The following is a 15783-nucleotide window of genomic DNA, read 5'->3' on the forward strand; positions in this document are numbered from 1 at the left end:
TTTCACCATCCCTGCATCGCTTCAGGGGACGGCCCCTTTACTACTCTCTTCATCCTCGATTGAAATATAGATGAACTTAATATTAAACGATTATATCCCATTTTATATAAATTGCAAGACTATTGTGAATCTGATGAAAACATATAGGTTTTATGATGGAAGCGGATGCTGAAGATCAAACCCATCGCAAACATATTGCCCATCAGCGAGCTTCCGCCATAGCTGATGAATGGAAGCGGAATCCCTGTGATCGGCAGCAGCTGAATGGTCATGCCGATATTCTGGAACACATGGAACGTGATCATACTGATGATCCCTGTACAAATATAAGTATTATAAGGGTCTTTTGTGTCCATGGCCGTCTTGGTCAAATGATAGATTAAGAGGAAGAAAAGGCTGATGACCACGCTTGCCCCAAGGAAGCCATATTCCTCTCCGATGACGCTGAAGATGAAATCGGAATGATTATCGGGAATATTGACCTGCCTGTCGCCGACTCCTTTTCCAGTAATAAGGCCAGATCCAATCGCCTGGAGCGAGCGCAGGAGCTGGAGGCCGGCAGACTGCCCGTAGCTCTCGGGATCGAGCCACGAATAGATCCGGTCAAATTGATAAGGGTCGACCTTCAAATATTTTTCAATGATTTCAGGTGCCCATATCACCAGGTAAAGGACTGCAGCAGCAAAACCAATGCCAGCACTATAGATGGGCAGAAGAATTTTCCATGAAATCCCGGAGACGAAGATGATTCCGAGCATGATGGCAATGATCACGAGGGCGGTCCCAAGATCCTGGACAATGATAAGGCCGAGCGGCAAGGCGGTCACAGCGCCAAGCTTGATCAGAAGGTAAAAGTCGGTCTTCAGTGTTTTCTGCATAAATTTTTCATGATGGGAGGCAATCAGCTTGCTGAGCGCCATGATCAGGAATACTTTAACAAATTCGGATGGCTGGATCGAACCCACGCCGGGGATGACAAACCAGCTTTTTGCTCCTTTAATTACGGGGGCAATGCTGTCAGGGGCGAGGGCAAGCGCCACAAGCAGGAGTATGCCGAAAGCATAGAGGATCCAGGAAAGCTTCCTGAATTGGTCGCTGTCGAAATACATGGTCACACCCACGATAAAAGTGCCGACCCCATACCAGAAAATCTGCATCAGCAGAAAATTTTTATCATATTGCTGCAAGGTTTGTGCACTGTAGATCGCTGTACAGCTGACTATGGCAAATAACAGCAGCAGAAAGCTCAGCGTCCAGTCAAAGCGGTCGGAAGGCTTAAGTGAACGATCCATTGTAAATTACACCCTGTTTCATTTCAGTTTGGCCATTGTTTATATATGCGCCATGCTCCCATACACTCTGCAGGGGGAAGGCAAGTGGATTCTGGCGAAAGTCCGGAATAGCTTTATGTACATTGTCATTAGTATAGACGTTCCTGCCGGTCATATTGTTTCCTTAAAAGGAGAATTTTTCAAGATTGCCGGGAAAAGAGAGTATTCGGTTCTATCTGCTGCTGTTTTATTGGCAAATGAGTGAGTGCCGGTACACTTGCATTGTGCGGTTAACCATAAATTGGAAAGATGCGGCTGATTTATATTTTTATTAAAACTAAGAAATTTTCAATGTTTTTTGCTAAAATAGGGATATTGTATCCGGACGGGCATGGCAGCTGAAGCGTGAGCGAGGCTGTGTATCTTAATAGATCAGAAGATCCTTTAAAACTTCGGCAACTGTTTAGCTCCGCGCTCCATCGGCTCAGAAATCATCTTTTCTTATTTTATTCGGAGGTTCTGCTATTGAAAAAGAATCATAACAGCTCGCGTGATCTCATATATGTCCATTTAAATGAACAGGAAAGATATGTTATGTCTTACGGCATTGAATTTGAGGAGTTTGCCCGGTCGCTGTCAGATGTAATGGCGAATCTCCTGCTTTTGAAGCACAGGTTTGATGATGGTGAATTCAATATGCATACACTTCTGGAGTATGTTCCGTATGAAAAGCTGAATAAGCTGCTTTCTGATGATGTCTACAACTATGGCGACTTCTGCTGGATCGATTTTGAGGAGCTTGAAGGGCTGAACGAGCTTCCTGGCCAGACCATTGCGGAGCTTTTGTATCTGGGCCATCTGAAGGAGCACCTGAAAGCGCCATTCTATAACTATCTTGGCAACCGCTTTGTCTATTTGGCCCATGATGACGGCTGGTATAACAAAACCTATTACCGGGACATGGCTGATTTTTACCGCCTGCTGAGCCAGCTGATCCCTGAAAAGCTGAGCGAAATCAAGCCGGAAAAATCACTCCTCGGCCTGCGGAAGAAAAGCTCCTTCCCGCCGGTGCCGCAAGAGGCTATTTCCTACATGAAGGACATGATGAGGGAAGGTGCAGTCATCTCCATCAAACAGACAGAGCAAAACCGTGCGCGGATCGAGATCCCCATCTGGGTGATCGGCGATTTTGCCAATATGGACGACATGTACGAAGAATACGAAAGCATCGCAAAAGAAAAATGCGAAGCCAAGCTCGTGTTTGATAAAAAAACACGGGAATGGAAGCTGTATGCGAGATGAGGAAAGCCCGGCAGGAATGCCGGGCTTTTTTTATTGGGAAAAGGGGGGGCAGGAGAGTTTGGCCCTCTAGAGGAGTTATTGAAGAACAGAGGGTGTTAGTGGGTGTGACTAGAGCCGTCTGGAAGAGTTTTTGTTGATCAGAGGGTGTTAGTGGGAGCGACTAGAGCCGTCTAGAAGAGATTTTGCTAAACAGAGGGTGTTAGTGGGAGCGACTAGAGCCGTCTAGAAGAGTTTTTGAAGAACAGAGGGTGTTAGTGGGCGTGACTAGAGCCGTCTGGAAGAGTTATTGAAGAACAGAGGGTGTTAGTGGATGTGACTAGAGCCGTCTGGAAGAGTTTTTGAAGAACAGAGGGTGTTAGTGGGAGCGACTAGAGCCGTCTAGAAGAGATTTTGCTAAACAGAGGGTGTTAGTGGGAGCGACTAAAGCCGTCTAGAAGAGTTTTTGGAGAACAGAGGGTGTTAGTGAGAGCGACTAAAGCCGTCTAGAAGAGATTTTGAGAAACAGAGGGTGTTAGTGATCGCGACTAGAACCGTCTAGAAGAGTTTTTGAAGAACAGAGGGTGTTAGTGGGAGCGACTAAAGCCGTCTAGCAGAGTTTTTGAAGAACAGAGGGTGTTAGTGGGAGCGACTAAAGCCGTCTAGCAGAGTTTTTGAAGAACAGAGGGTGTTAGTGAGAGCGACTAAAGCCGTCTAGAAGAGATTTTGAGAAACAGAGGGTGTTAGTGATCGCGACTAGAACCGTCTAGAAGAGTTTTTGAAGAACAGAGGGTGTTAGTGGGAGCGACTAAAGCCGTCTAGCAGAGTTTTTGAAGAACAGAGGGTGTTAGTGGGAGCGACTAAAGCCGTCTAGCAGAGTTTTTGAAGAACAGAGGGTGTTAGTGAGAGCGACTAAAGCCGTCTAGAAGAGATTTTGAGAAACAGAGGGTGTTAGTGATCGCGACTAGAACCGTCTAGAAGAGTTTTTGAAGAACAGAGGGTGTTAGTGGGAGCGACTAAAGCCGTCTAGCAGAGTTTTTGAAGAACAGAGGGTGTTAGTGGGAGCGACTAAAGCCCTCTAAAAGAGATTTTGTAAAACAGAGGGTGCTAGTGATCGCGACTAAAGCCGTCTAGAAGAGATTTTGAAGAACAGAGGGTGTTAGTGATCGTGACTAGAACCGTCTAGAAGAGTTTTTGAAGAAAGAGGGTGTTAGTGGGAGCGACTAAAGCCCTCTAAAAGAGATTTTGTAAAACAGAGGTGTTAGTGATCGCGCCCAAAGCCCTCTAGAAGAGTTTTTACAAAACAGAGGGTGCCAGCAAGACCGACTAGAGCCCTCTAGAAGAGTTTCCGAAGAACAGACTGCATGCATCTGAACCTCACATGCCCCGTTAACCGCAAGATGCCCGCCTTGCCCTAATACCGCAAATTCAAAAGAACATCCCGGATCGCTTTATCCTCCATGATGGTGTCCTTATATTTCTGTGTGATTTCGGTAAGGGCGACATCATGATAGAAGAACTCAGCGAAAAACTTCACGAGCGGCCTTGAACGGGTGGTGATGGCATTCCACTTGCCGGCTTCCATGCCGGCGAACAGCATTTCTTCTTCGTCGATGATGGCGATCCTGCTTCTTTCGAGTGTTTCATGATGCCTGTCTGGAATCAGGACGGAAACTGAGGGGAGGTTCGTTTCTATTTTTCCGATAGAGTGCACATGAATACTGACACCGTCTCCGTGCTTCTCCTCCAGCAGCTCTGTAAACTTCTGCAGATCATCGCCCCAGGCAGAGATAATGATCTTTCTTTCCGCCCTTCCGAGCATTTCCTCCAGCAGGGAAAGGATGGAGTGATTATCTTTCAAGGTCCACACCCGGTCATCCGCAACAGGTTTTTTGACGGCAGTTTCCCGCAGCTCCTGGACGCTTGTTTCGAAGTCAGCCTTCAGCTTGCTGATCACAGATTCAACGGGAAGGGCGGTGTACAAACGCTTTTTTTCTACCGTCGTTTCAAGGATGATGCCCTTCTCTGCCAGGCGGTGAAGCACCTCATACACCTTTGAGCGGGGGACGGCAGAGAGCTTGACGATCCCTGTGGCGTCCAGCGGCTGGTCCGCGGAAATAAGCGCCTGATAAATTTGGCTTTCATATTGGGTAAACCCGAATTGCTGCAGCATAGACAGAACTCCTGAGTCAGTTTTTTCTTAATAATATCATATCTTTTCCGCTAAATCGCACTGGGAAAATTAACACTTGCACCTATCCCTATAAAAAGTTACCATTGTGGTGGTAACTAATTGAGAGGTGTATAAAATGGATAAACGTGTGTATCTTTTGACGATCGTTTCCTTTGTAGTCGGGATGGTCGAGCTTATAATAGGAGGAATCATTGATCTGGTTGCGGCCGATCTTCATGTCAGCATCGGCAAAGCCGGCCTTTTGATCAGTGTGTTTTCGATTGTATATGCTGTCGCGGCACCGATTCTGCTGACAGCGACCGGGGGAGTGGAAAGGAAAAAACTGACGCTCATAGCCTTGCTCGTTTTCCTTGCAGGAAATATCCTGGCTTTCCTGAGCCCGAGTTATAGTATTCTTTTTCTGGCAAGGGTTATATCAGCGGCAAGCGGATCTTTGCTTGTTGTGCTGTGCATCACGATCGCATCGAATATAGTGCAGGAAAAATATCGCGCACGGGCGATCGGCATCGTGTTTATGGGCGTAAGTGCTTCACTTGTTCTTGGCATTCCGGCCGGGCTTATGCTTGGCAATGAATTTGGCTGGAGGGCACCATTCCTGATGATTGCTGTCCTGACATGCCTGTCGATAGCAGGGGTGTACTTTTTCATGGACCGGATTGAACCGAAAGCTGCCATATCCATCAGGCAGATGTTCGCTGCCCTGAAGAACAGGAAAATTTTATTCGCCCAACTGGCCTCGTTCCTCTTTTTAGCAGGGCACCTGACACTTTATGGATATCTGACTCCATTTTTAAAGACCGTCCTGGGAATGGACGGAAACTGGGTCAGCATCATGTATCTGCTGTTCGGTATTGCCGCGGTGGCCGGCGGCGGTGCAGGCGGATATCTAGCCGACCGCTTCGGAACAAAGCCGACGATTTTAGCGATTATTGTGCTGTTTGCGGCTGCGCTGTTTTCGATTCCGCATACTGCTTTTTACCTGCCGCTATTTATTGCAGTCATGATTATCTGGAGCATGCTGAGCTGGGCGATCACTCCGGCCTTGCAGAGTTATTTGATAGAGTCTTCTCCGGAAACATCGGATATCCAGCAAAGCTTGAATAACTCAGCCCTGCACTTTGGGATTGCCTTTGGATCCCTGATCGGGGGAATTATAATTGAACAGGCTTCAGTCGAGTGGAACGCTTCGGCAGGGGGAGTCTTCATCCTCTTCGCACTTGGCGCTGCCGTTTTCTCGATGGCAGGATTGAAGAGCAGGCGGCCGGCAAGAAGCAGCAGCCCGACCGTCTAGCAAAAAGGGTCTGCCCGGTCTTCTTCCGGACGGCCCTTTTTCTGCTAGTTTTAAAGATGAAATAGTGTATAATGGCGATAGCGGAAAATTTCATACATATGCAGAAACAGGTGTTTTTCTTTGAAAGACTTAAAAGGGAAGTTGGTGCAAATCCAACGCGGTCCCGCCACTGTAAATGGGAGCAAGCTGCAAAGCCACTGTACGGATGTATGGGAAGGGGCAGCAAGCAATGACCATGAGCCAGGAGACCTGCCTGATTCTTATGCACCCATAAACCTACGAGGATAGGGAGGTGTACGGCAGCCTTTTGGAATCTTTTATTTTGAATCTGCGCACGCCGTGCAAAGCATCTCCATGTTTATTGGGGATGCTTTTTTTGATTTCAAAGGATGCTGGTCCCGTTTTGGGCATAAGACTCTTGCAGCATGAATTTTGCGACATTTATTCTACAGGGGGATTTACCATGAAAAAGCTTTATTCGTTATTATTCAGCATGCTTTTGGCAGCGGGTGTTCTGTCAGGCTGCGGCGATTCGGCTGCAGAGCCTGAAAAGGACAATGGCAGCAGCACTGAACAGACAGAGACAGAAACAGAAAAAGCAGAATTTCCGGTTACCATCACAGATGCCGCCGGTGAAGAAGTTGTTATAGAAGAAAAGCCGGAGAAGATTGTTTCCCTGATTCCAAGCAACACGGAAACAGCTTTTGCACTCGGTCTGGGTGAAGAAGTTGTTGGGGTATCTGATTTTGATAATTACCCGGAAGAAACAGCAGATAAAGAGAAGATCGGCGGAATGGAGTTCAATGTTGAAAAAATCATCTCCCTTGCTCCGGACCTGGTTCTTGCGCATGCTTCAAGCGCTCACAATGCAACAGCAGGATTGCAGCAGCTGAAAGATTCAGGAATCGCTGTGCTGGTTGTCAATGATGCCCAGAGCTTTGAACAGGTATATGAGTCGATCGAAATGATAGGAACCGCTTCTGGTGCAAAGGAAGAAGCCGAAGATGTGATTGCCGGCATGAAAGAGAAGATAGAGGCAATCAAAGAAAAAGCAGCTGGCGTAACGGAAAAGAAGAAAGTCTTTGTAGAGGTGTCTCCAGCGCCGGAAATTTATTCGCCTGGGAAAAATACATTCATGGATGAAATGCTTACGATGATTAATGCAGAGAATATTGTAAAAGAAGAAGGATGGCCAAAGGTGGATCCTGAAGCCATCATCAAGGAAAATCCGGACGTGATCATTTCCACTTCCGGCTACCGTAATGAAGATGCTGTGGCAGAAGTTCTCGCCCGTGAAGGCTGGCAGGATGTAAATGCCGTAAAAAACAAGCAGGTGTTCAGTGTGGATTCAGATACAGTAAGCCGTTCCGGCCCGAGGCTTGCTGAAGGAGTAGAGGAATTTGCCAAAGCTGTCTATCCGGACGTATTTAAGTAAGAATAAGCTGTCAGCCTATGTGGTTGCAGCCGCTTTCCTTGTCATATGCATGCTGGTCGGGATTTCAATTGGTACAGTCTCTGTGCCGGTCCCTTCCATCATCAATATAGTAGGATCTAAAATCCTGCCGATTCAGCCCGCTGCTGCGGTTGACCCGATGCACAGCAATATTGTGATGAATATCCGCCTGCCCAGGGTCATTCTTGCCGGGCTTGTAGGAGCTTCCCTCGCCATTGCGGGGGCAGCCTTCCAGGGCCTCTTGCGCAATCCGCTTGCAGATCCTTATACACTGGGGGTTTCATCCGGTGCGTCTGTCGGTGCAGTGCTGGTGCTGTTTTTTCAAATCTCGATCCCGTTTGCAGGCCTGTTTACGCTGCCTATTCTCAGTATGATATTCTCATTCCTGACCATATTTGCCGTGCTGTTTTTCGCAAGAAGGATTGACAGGGCCATGAAGGTGGAAACGATCATTTTGACGGGAATCATTGTCAGTTCTTTTCTTGGCGCGCTCATTTCTCTCATGATCGCTTTGACAGGAGAAGAGCTCAGGCAGATCATCGGCTGGATCATGGGAAGCGTTTCGATGAGGGGATGGGCCTATATCCGCATCATCCTGCCGTTTTTCATCATAGGAAGCCTTCTGTTAATGATGAATGCGAAAGAGCTGAATGCCATGTCATTTGGAGAAGAGCGTGCACAGCATCTTGGTGTGAATGTACAGAGAAGAAAAATGATGGTGCTCGTGGCAGGATCCATTCTGACAGGTGCCGCCGTCGCGGTGTCAGGCACCATCGGCTTTGTCGGCCTCGTAATCCCGCATCTGACAAGACGGCTGTGGGGGCCTGACCATATCCATCTGCTGCCTTTGTCAATGATGACCGGCGCAGGCTTCCTGATACTTGCCGACCTGGTCGCACGGACGGTCATCTCGCCTACAGAGCTGCCGATCGGCGTCATTACAAGCATCATCGGAGCGCCTGTGTTTGCACTCATTTTGCTGAAAAGAAGAAATAGGAGGGCGGTCTGATGCTGAGCATACAAGGATTGACCGGCGGCTACGCGGACGAAAGCATTATTAAAGAGGTCAGTTTTTCAGTGGAGAAGGGTGAGCTGTTTGGCATCCTTGGCCCAAATGGAAGCGGAAAGACAACTCTTTTAAAAATGCTGAGCGGCATCCTCTCCTATAAGAGCGGGAGCATTTCTGTCAAAGGCAGGCCTTTGACGGAGTTCTCAGTGAAAGAGCTGGCAAAGGTCATTGCAGTGCTGCCGCAGCATTCATCACAATCTTTTTCTTATACAGTCAAAGAAACGGTTTCTTTGGGCAGGTATGCCCATCAGAAGGGATGGTTCCAGACCTGGTCTGAAGAAGATGAAAAGATCGTACAGCGCGTGATGGAACAAACGCGGGTCGCAGAATTCAAGGATCATTATATCCATGAGCTTTCCGGCGGGGAGAGGCAGCGGGTATTCCTTGCCCAGGCGCTTGCCCAGGAACCTGAGATCCTGCTCCTGGATGAGCCGACCAACCATCTTGATCTCTCTTTCCAGAAAGAGCTGCTTGACCTGCTGCGGACATGGGCGAAGGAATGCGGGATGACCGTTGTTTCCATTTTCCATGATCTGAACCTTGCAGCGCTGTATTGCGACAGGCTGCTTTTAATGGAAAACGGTAAGGTAGTCGCGGCTGATGTACCGAATGAAGTGCTCCATGAGGACCGGATCCGCACAGTCTATCAGACGGATATCATGAAGCATGCCCATCCGGCCGTCCCTGCCCCGCAGATGGCGATCCTGCCAGGGGACCTGACTGCTGCTGAACCGGCCGCTGTCGGCGAAGAAGATGTCCAGGTGTACGAAGACCATGTGCTTGTGAAATCATCTTTCCCGCTCCGTACGATGTCCTCTGGGGTGGCAGGAGCTGGGGTCGGCTGGCACAGGCTGTTTGTTAACCGCCAGGTGCCGAACCATTATGACTGCAGCGACCATCGGGCAGAAATGAAGGAATATCTGCGGGAAAAAGGCTATGAACCAGGCGAGGCGGTCGGCATGATGACAGCCGTCCAGGTGGCCGACGCTGCCTATAGGCTCTATGAATCCGACGGCTTTTCTCTCCTCGCAGTTGTCACCGCGGGAACGGGGAATGCTGTAGACGCTTCCCGCAGCGGCCTGCACAGCTTTGAATTTTCCCCAGGCACGATCAATACATGGATCTTCATCAACGGAAACCTGACAGAGGAAGCCTTCATCCAAAGCATCATGACGGCCACGGAAACAAAGGTGAAAGTGCTTCATGATCATCAAATAATCGATAAGGCATCCGGCACTCTGGCGACCGGAACAAGCACAGACAGCATCCTGATTGCTGCGGCCCAGTCAGGGAAAAAGCTGGAGTTTGCAGGAACGATTACACCTCTTGGCAAGCTGATCAGCAAAGCCGTATATGACTGTACAGCTGAAGCGCTCCACAAATACCGGGATAGGGTGTCATCATGATTGTTTATCATCTTGCTGCCCTTACCCTTGCGTTTCTGCTGGATCTGCTTATTGGAGATCCGCCTAAATGGCCCCATCCAGTCCGGTGGATCGGGTCATTTATTCTATTTTTGGATAAAAAATGGAACCGGGGCGGCCGGCGGAAGCTGAAAGGGGCCATCATGGTCCTGGCTGTCCTTGGTACTGTATTCCTTGCTGCCAGCGCCATCACATACACCGGCTATAGCATCCATCCGCTGGCAGGAATCATAATTGAAGCCATCCTCATTTCCACCACCATCGCGCAAAAAAGCCTGAAGGAAGCGGCGCTTGAGGTCTATAGTCCGCTTCATAGAGGAAACATATCTGAAGCACGCCTGAAGCTTTCCTATATTGTCGGCCGTGATACAGAAAAGCTGGAAGAGCCGGACATTGTAAGAGGAACGGTGGAAACGGTTGCAGAAAATACGAGTGACGGGATCACTGCTCCATTGTTTTGGGCGCTCATCGGCGGAGCACCTCTTGCCCTTTTATACCGTGCAGCCAATACTTGCGACTCTATGACAGGATATAAAAATGAAAAATATATCGACTTCGGCTGGACCTCAGCCCGGCTCGATGATCTGCTGAACTTTATCCCGGCCCGGCTGACCGGCCTCCTGATGCTGCTGGGAAAAAAGCCCGAGCATACCAGTTTTAAGAAAGCATGGGACATTCTCATCAGGGACAGCAGGAAGCACCCGAGCCCGAACAGCGGCTGGGGAGAAGCGGCAGCTGCAGCCTTGATGGGTGTGCAGCTCGGGGGCATCAATTACTATAGAGGGATCGTTTCTGACAGGGCAAGAATGGGCGACCCTGTCGTTATCCTGGAAAAAGGCCATATATTGTCGGTCATTGAGATTATGAAAAGGACGTCTTTATTATTTCTATTATTCTTATGGCTGGGGGGAATGCTCTTTGAATTGGCCGTCACATGGATCCAATCCGCAGCATTTATTTAAGGCACTTGGGATGCCGGAGCCATCAGAGCTGCTGGACTTCAGCGCTAATATTAATCCTATGGGGCCGCCTGAAAAATTAAAGGCAGGCTGGCATTCATTTTTCAATGAACTGCCTGTTTACCCGGACCCTTTTGCAGCAGAACTGACTGCCAGGCTGGCTCAAAAGGAAGGCATCGCCGGAGAGTATGTACTGGCCGGGAACGGTGCATCCGAGCTGATCAGTCTGGCAGCAAGGCTTCTGGCAGGAAAAAAAGTCACGATTGTTCAGCCGGCTTTCTCTGAATATGAACAGGCCTGCAGAGTGAATGATTGTGACATCAGCTATTTTCAGCTGGAAGAAGGGAGCTGGGAACTGGATACGGCAAAACTCTGTGAGGCAGGAAGGAAAGCGGATGCCCTCTTTCTCTGCAATCCGGCTAATCCGACAGGCAGATACTATGGCCGTGAAGAAATCGTTTCATTATTAGAGGGATGTTCCGAAACACTCATCATCGTTGACGAGGCATTTTATGATTTTCTGCCGGAATATGAACCTCTTGTGCCGCTGCTTTCAGAATACAAAAATCTGATTCTTCTCCGCAGCTTGACGAAAATGTTCAGCATCCCGGGTCTGCGGCTCGGCTATGCACTGGCAGATCCTGAACTGATCAGGGGGATGGCCCGCTTTCAGTACCATTGGAGCATCAACTCCGCTGCCCAGCAGGCAGGACTGATCTGCCTGGAAGAGGACGCATACATAAAAGAAACACAGAAATTTATTGAAAAAGAAAGAAGCAGGCTCTTTAACTTCTACAGAGCCAAAGGCTTGCCCGTGTCCGAATCGAAAACCAATTTCTATCTTCTCCGCGACCAGGAATATGATGACCAGGAAAAACTGTTTTCCTTTTTGCTGGAAAAAGGAATCGTCCCCCGCCATACCTATAATTTCCCTGGGCTTTCGGGGCGCTGGCTCAGGTTTGCCATCAAAGGGACAGAAGATAATCTGAAGCTGATGGAGGCGTTCGACGAATGGATGATACAGAAGGGCTGATATTCATAACAGGCGGCGTACGCAGCGGCAAAAGCACCTTTGCGGAAAAAGCAGCAGAGTCCCGAGCCGCCGCCTCCAATAGCCGTCTTCATTATATAGCCGCAGGGAAGAGCTCGGATGAAGAAATGGCCGAGCGGATCCTGCTGCATCAAAAGCAGCGGGATGAAAGCGGCAGCGGGTGGAGGACCTGGGAACAGCCTGCGGGGATAGGAAAGCTGGCTGCTGCTTTTACAAAGCAGGATGTGCTGCTTCTGGACTGCCTGACCACTCTGTTGAACAATGAATTATTCGGCACAGATGGCAGCTGGGAGAGTCCGGAATTCCAGAAAGCTGTCAGAGAGCGGATCCTTCGGGATATTCAATCCCTGGCAGACCATGCAGGCGCATTGATTATTGTCAGCAATGAAGTCCAGTATGAAACGCTTGAAACAGGGAGTGTGTCCCGCATCTACACCAGGCTGCTTGGCCAGCTCCATCAGAGGATTGTCTCTATGGCAGGACAGGCTTATCTTGTGGAAGCGGGAATCCCGCTTCTTATGAAAGGAAGAAAATCATGAAAGGCATCATGATACAGGGAACAGCTTCAGATGTGGGGAAGAGCTTTATCGCTACTGCTCTCTGCCGGCTGCTGTCCAATGAAGGCCTCAGGGTGGCGCCGTTCAAGTCTCAGAATATGTCCAATAATTCCTATGCGACAGCGGACGGCAGGGAAATCGGCCGGGCGCAGGGCATCCAGGCAGAAGCTGCAAGGACAGAAGCAACAGTCTGGATGAACCCGATCCTGCTCAAGCCGAAATCGAATATGAGCTCAGAGGTGGTTCTGCTCGGAAAGGCTGTTCGAAGCTATTCCGGCCGCAGCTACCGGGAGAATTTTTATGAAAAGGGTCTTGCTGTGATTGAAAAATCATTGAAGAAGCTTGAAGCCGATTTTGATGTCATTGTTGCAGAAGGAGCCGGGAGCCCGGTAGAAATCAACCTGAAGGACCGGGAGCTGGTCAATATGAAGGTGGCAGATCTTGTTGATATCCCGGTCATCCTGGCAGCGGATATCGACCGCGGAGGTGTGTTCGCAAGCATCATCGGCACCCTTGAGCTGCTCACCCCAGAAGAGCGGAAGAGGGTGAAAGGGCTGATCATCAATAAGTTCCGGGGCGATCCGGATTTGTTTGCAGATGGCATCTCCTGGCTGGAGGAGCGGACAGGGATTCCTGTTCTCGGCGTTCTTCCCCATTTTGACAACCATATGATTGATGGAGAGGACTCCCTTTCCCTTGAGGACAGCTTTTACAGGAAACAGGGAGGGAAGATTGATATTGCGGTGATCAGGCTGCCGTATATATCAAATTACAGCGACATTGAACCGTTTCTCTATGAAGAAGACGTGTCGGTGCGCTGGGTGAAAAGTGCTGCTGAGCTGGGCAAGCCGGATGCCATCATCATCCCGGGGACGAAAAGTACAATCCATGACCTGCAGTTTTTGAAGGCAGCCGGCCTGGACCGTTCTATTATCCGTCTTGCCGGAGAGGGCGGCAGAATTGCCGGAATATGCGGCGGCTACCAGATGCTAGGGGAGCAGCTGTATGATCCTGAAGGGACCGACAGCGGTACGATAGGCTTAAAAGAAAAGGGACTGGGCCTGATAGCGGCTGATACGACCTTCTTCAGAGACAAAATAACCGTCCAGGCGAAGGGTTCATATATAGCATCCGCCGGGTTTGGCAGCGGCAGTGTTGAAGGCTATGAGATTCACCTTGGCCAAACAGCTAAAAAAGGCGAGGATGCAGGCAGGAGTTTATTTTTGATGGAAGATGGCCGGGAGGAAGGCTATAGCGGCAGCAGCGGAAAGGTCATCGGGACCTATCTCCATCATGTTTTTCATAATGACAGCTTCAGAAACAGGTGGCTTGTCAGCATTCGGAAGGAAAAAGGCCTGCCGCAAAAGGAGCCTGTACGGATCGGAGACATGAAGGACGAACGTTTTGAGAAACTCGCCAATGAGGCAAAGCAGCATCTTCAGTGGGACAAAATCAAAGAAATCATAGGATATGAAAATGCATATGAAAACCATTAAAGGACTTCTGATCAACATTCAATTTTTTACAAGCATCCCGGTGCCGATGGAGATTCCGATGGATAAAGATCATTTAAAAAGGGCCGTGATCACTTTTCCCGCCCTCGGTCTTCTCCAGGGACTCTTTTACAGCCTGGTATTGTATGCTTTCCTGGAATGGACTCCGCTTTCGCCGCTCGCCTCGGCATTTGCCCTATGGCTTGCGATGATCATCCTGACAGGGGGAATCCACCTGGACGGCTGGATGGATGCAAGCGATGCCTTCTTCTCTTATCAAGATCGGGAGAAGAGGCTCGAAATCATGAAAGATCCCCGTACAGGTGCGTTCGGCGTCCTTTCGGCCATTGTGCTTCTTGCCGCACGCTTTCTGTTCATATATGAAATAGTGCTCCAGCAAAAGCCGGAGACATATTGGCTCATTGCCCTGATTCCGTTTCTCGGAAAACAGATCATGGGCGTCCTCCTGATGCAGGTGCGCCCGGCAAAGCCTGAAGGACTGGGGGCAATGTTTCAAAAAGCTGCCAGTGCCAGAGATTTGGCCTTTTACCCGGCGGCAGTGCTGCTGGTGTTCGTGCTGTATGCTATGGCAGATATCAGCCTTGCAGTCCATGCGGCGATTCTGCTATTGGCAGCAGCAGGTTTTCTGATGTTTGCCGCTGTAAAGTCGGTTAAATGGTTTGGGGGAATTACAGGGGATGTGCTTGGTGCATCTGCAGAAGGAGCTGAATGCTTTTTATGGATGGTACTGTGGCTGTTACATTATTTCGCCATGTCCTGACAGAACAAAACAAGCAGCATGCCTATCTCGGCTGGACAGACTCTGCTCTATGTCATGAAGAGAAACGAAGATTCGAAGTGTGGGCTCGCTCCCTGCCTGCTTATCCTTTCATTTTTTCAAGTGATCTGGGACGCTGCCTCGAGACTGCCAGTTCTTTGCCCGGAGGAGATGCTCTCAAGCTGAAGGAGCTGCGGGAAATGAATTTTGGCAGATGGGAAGGCAGTGTCTATGAAGAGCTGAAGAATGATCCTGTCTACCAGGCCTGGCTCAATGATCCTTTTACTGCCCCGATACCTGAAGGCGAGGATTATGGGCAGTTTTCTGAAAGGGTCAGGCATGGCTGGGAAAAAATAAGGACCATCCTGATCCGGCATGAAGGAACAAAAGCTGCTGTCGTCACGCACGGCGGGGTGATCCGGCAGCTGTTGACCAGGCTTGCACCAGAGGAAAGGCCGTTCTGGGAGTGGAAAGTCCCGCATGCCGGCGCCATCACAATGGTCTGGGAGAACAATGGGTTCAGGAGGGATGAAAGATGCACTTTATTATTGGAGGAGGATTCAACGGGAAAGCTGCCTGGGTGAAGAGGCAGTATGAAGGGGAAACCATTTCCTGGCATAATGCCTATATAGGCGAGCGGTTTCCTGAAGCTTCTGGGGCAGCGCCAAACTGCGTCATTATGGAAGGAATCGAACAGTGGATCCGCGAAGATATAAAGAGAATGGATAAAGACCAGGCCAGAGCCCTGTGGAAGGAGCGGCTGGATGATTGGCTCCGCTGGGAAGCTGGTTTGCAGGAAAGAAAACTGGTGCTGATCGGGACAGATATCACCAAAGGGATTGTACCGATGGAAAAAGAAGACCGGGATTGGCGCGATGCCTCCGGGTGGATATTCCAGGATGCTGCAGCAGCTGCTGAAAGGGTCGATCTGATCTGGTATGGCATCAGCCGGAAATTAAAATAAA

General features: G+C 49.4%; 15 protein-coding genes, 1 riboswitch and 1 other annotated feature (1 of these 17 cut by a window edge). Of the genes, 13 read left to right on the forward strand and 2 right to left on the reverse strand.

Going from position 1 to position 15783, the window contains the following annotated elements; genetic code table 11:
- Positions 1-65 (reverse strand) — a binding site (T-box leader); it reaches 149 nt to the left of the window's first position.
- A 54-nt stretch (positions 66-119) separates the two neighbouring features.
- Complete coding sequence (locus tag AC4E8B_RS01390; protein WP_490216558.1) at positions 120-1292, reverse strand: FtsW/RodA/SpoVE family cell cycle protein; 1173 nt, start codon at positions 1290-1292, stop codon at positions 120-122.
- Positions 1293-1407: 115 nt separating this feature from the next.
- Here AC4E8B_RS01390 and AC4E8B_RS01395 point away from each other — a divergent pair, with 115 nt between their 5' ends.
- Positions 1408-1536 carry a hypothetical protein gene (locus tag AC4E8B_RS01395; RefSeq protein ID WP_490216559.1) on the forward strand — a complete coding sequence of 43 codons (129 nt, stop codon included), beginning with the start codon at positions 1408-1410 and terminating at the stop codon, positions 1534-1536.
- Positions 1537-1796: 260 nt separating this feature from the next.
- Positions 1797-2573, forward strand: a complete 777-nt coding sequence (locus AC4E8B_RS01400; RefSeq protein ID WP_490216561.1) for a hypothetical protein — start codon at positions 1797-1799, stop codon at positions 2571-2573.
- Between the two features lie 1390 nt (positions 2574-3963).
- Here AC4E8B_RS01400 and AC4E8B_RS01405 read toward each other — a convergent pair.
- A complete protein-coding gene (locus tag AC4E8B_RS01405; protein WP_490216562.1) occupies positions 3964-4722 on the reverse strand; it encodes a TrmB family transcriptional regulator in 759 nt (252 codons plus the stop codon).
- A gap of 136 nt (positions 4723-4858) precedes the next feature.
- On the opposite strand from AC4E8B_RS01405, the gene AC4E8B_RS01410 reads away from it, so the two are divergent.
- The 11 genes from AC4E8B_RS01410 to AC4E8B_RS01460 all read left to right on the forward strand — a co-directional run bounded on the left by AC4E8B_RS01410 (position 4859) and on the right by AC4E8B_RS01460 (position 15782).
- On the forward strand, positions 4859-6034 hold the full coding sequence (locus tag AC4E8B_RS01410) for an MFS transporter (protein WP_490216564.1): 1176 nt from the start codon (positions 4859-4861) through the stop codon (positions 6032-6034).
- A gap of 91 nt (positions 6035-6125) precedes the next feature.
- A riboswitch (cobalamin riboswitch) is annotated at positions 6126-6305 on the forward strand.
- Between the two features lie 192 nt (positions 6306-6497).
- A complete protein-coding gene (locus AC4E8B_RS01415; protein ID WP_490216566.1) occupies positions 6498-7469 on the forward strand; it encodes an ABC transporter substrate-binding protein in 972 nt (323 codons plus the stop codon).
- Positions 7435-8496 carry a FecCD family ABC transporter permease gene (locus tag AC4E8B_RS01420; RefSeq protein ID WP_490216567.1) on the forward strand — a complete coding sequence of 354 codons (1062 nt, stop codon included), beginning with the start codon at positions 7435-7437 and terminating at the stop codon, positions 8494-8496. The genes AC4E8B_RS01415 and AC4E8B_RS01420 overlap by 35 nt, the downstream gene beginning before the upstream one ends.
- Positions 8496-9962: a heme ABC transporter ATP-binding protein gene (locus AC4E8B_RS01425; RefSeq protein WP_490216569.1), complete on the forward strand. Its 1467-nt coding sequence runs from the start codon at positions 8496-8498 to the stop codon at positions 9960-9962. The genes AC4E8B_RS01420 and AC4E8B_RS01425 overlap by 1 nt, the downstream gene beginning before the upstream one ends.
- Positions 9959-10942: an adenosylcobinamide-phosphate synthase CbiB gene (gene cbiB, locus AC4E8B_RS01430; RefSeq protein WP_490216571.1), complete on the forward strand. Its 984-nt coding sequence runs from the start codon at positions 9959-9961 to the stop codon at positions 10940-10942. Before AC4E8B_RS01425 ends, cbiB begins: the two co-directional genes overlap by 4 nt.
- Positions 10899-11972 (forward strand): threonine-phosphate decarboxylase CobD, encoded by a 1074-nt coding sequence (cobD, locus tag AC4E8B_RS01435; RefSeq protein WP_490216572.1) that lies wholly within the window; start codon positions 10899-10901, stop codon positions 11970-11972. The genes cbiB and cobD overlap by 44 nt, the downstream gene beginning before the upstream one ends.
- The gene (locus tag AC4E8B_RS01440; RefSeq protein WP_490216574.1) at positions 11951-12529 is read left to right on the forward strand and encodes a bifunctional adenosylcobinamide kinase/adenosylcobinamide-phosphate guanylyltransferase; all 579 of its coding nucleotides are present in this window, start codon (positions 11951-11953) and stop codon (positions 12527-12529) included. Before cobD ends, AC4E8B_RS01440 begins: the two co-directional genes overlap by 22 nt.
- Positions 12526-14043, forward strand: coding sequence for a cobyric acid synthase (locus AC4E8B_RS01445; RefSeq protein ID WP_490216576.1), 1518 nt, complete (start codon positions 12526-12528; stop codon positions 14041-14043). Before AC4E8B_RS01440 ends, AC4E8B_RS01445 begins: the two co-directional genes overlap by 4 nt.
- Positions 14030-14821 carry an adenosylcobinamide-GDP ribazoletransferase gene (gene cobS, locus AC4E8B_RS01450; protein ID WP_490216577.1) on the forward strand — a complete coding sequence of 264 codons (792 nt, stop codon included), beginning with the start codon at positions 14030-14032 and terminating at the stop codon, positions 14819-14821. The genes AC4E8B_RS01445 and cobS overlap by 14 nt, the downstream gene beginning before the upstream one ends.
- Complete coding sequence (locus AC4E8B_RS01455) at positions 14791-15402, forward strand: histidine phosphatase family protein (RefSeq protein WP_490216579.1); 612 nt, start codon at positions 14791-14793, stop codon at positions 15400-15402. The genes cobS and AC4E8B_RS01455 overlap by 31 nt, the downstream gene beginning before the upstream one ends.
- Positions 15354-15782 carry a bifunctional adenosylcobinamide kinase/adenosylcobinamide-phosphate guanylyltransferase gene (locus AC4E8B_RS01460; protein ID WP_490216581.1) on the forward strand — a complete coding sequence of 143 codons (429 nt, stop codon included), beginning with the start codon at positions 15354-15356 and terminating at the stop codon, positions 15780-15782. Before AC4E8B_RS01455 ends, AC4E8B_RS01460 begins: the two co-directional genes overlap by 49 nt.
- Position 15783 lies beyond the last annotated feature (1 nt).

The organism is Bacillus sp. SRL543, assembly GCF_984799205.1.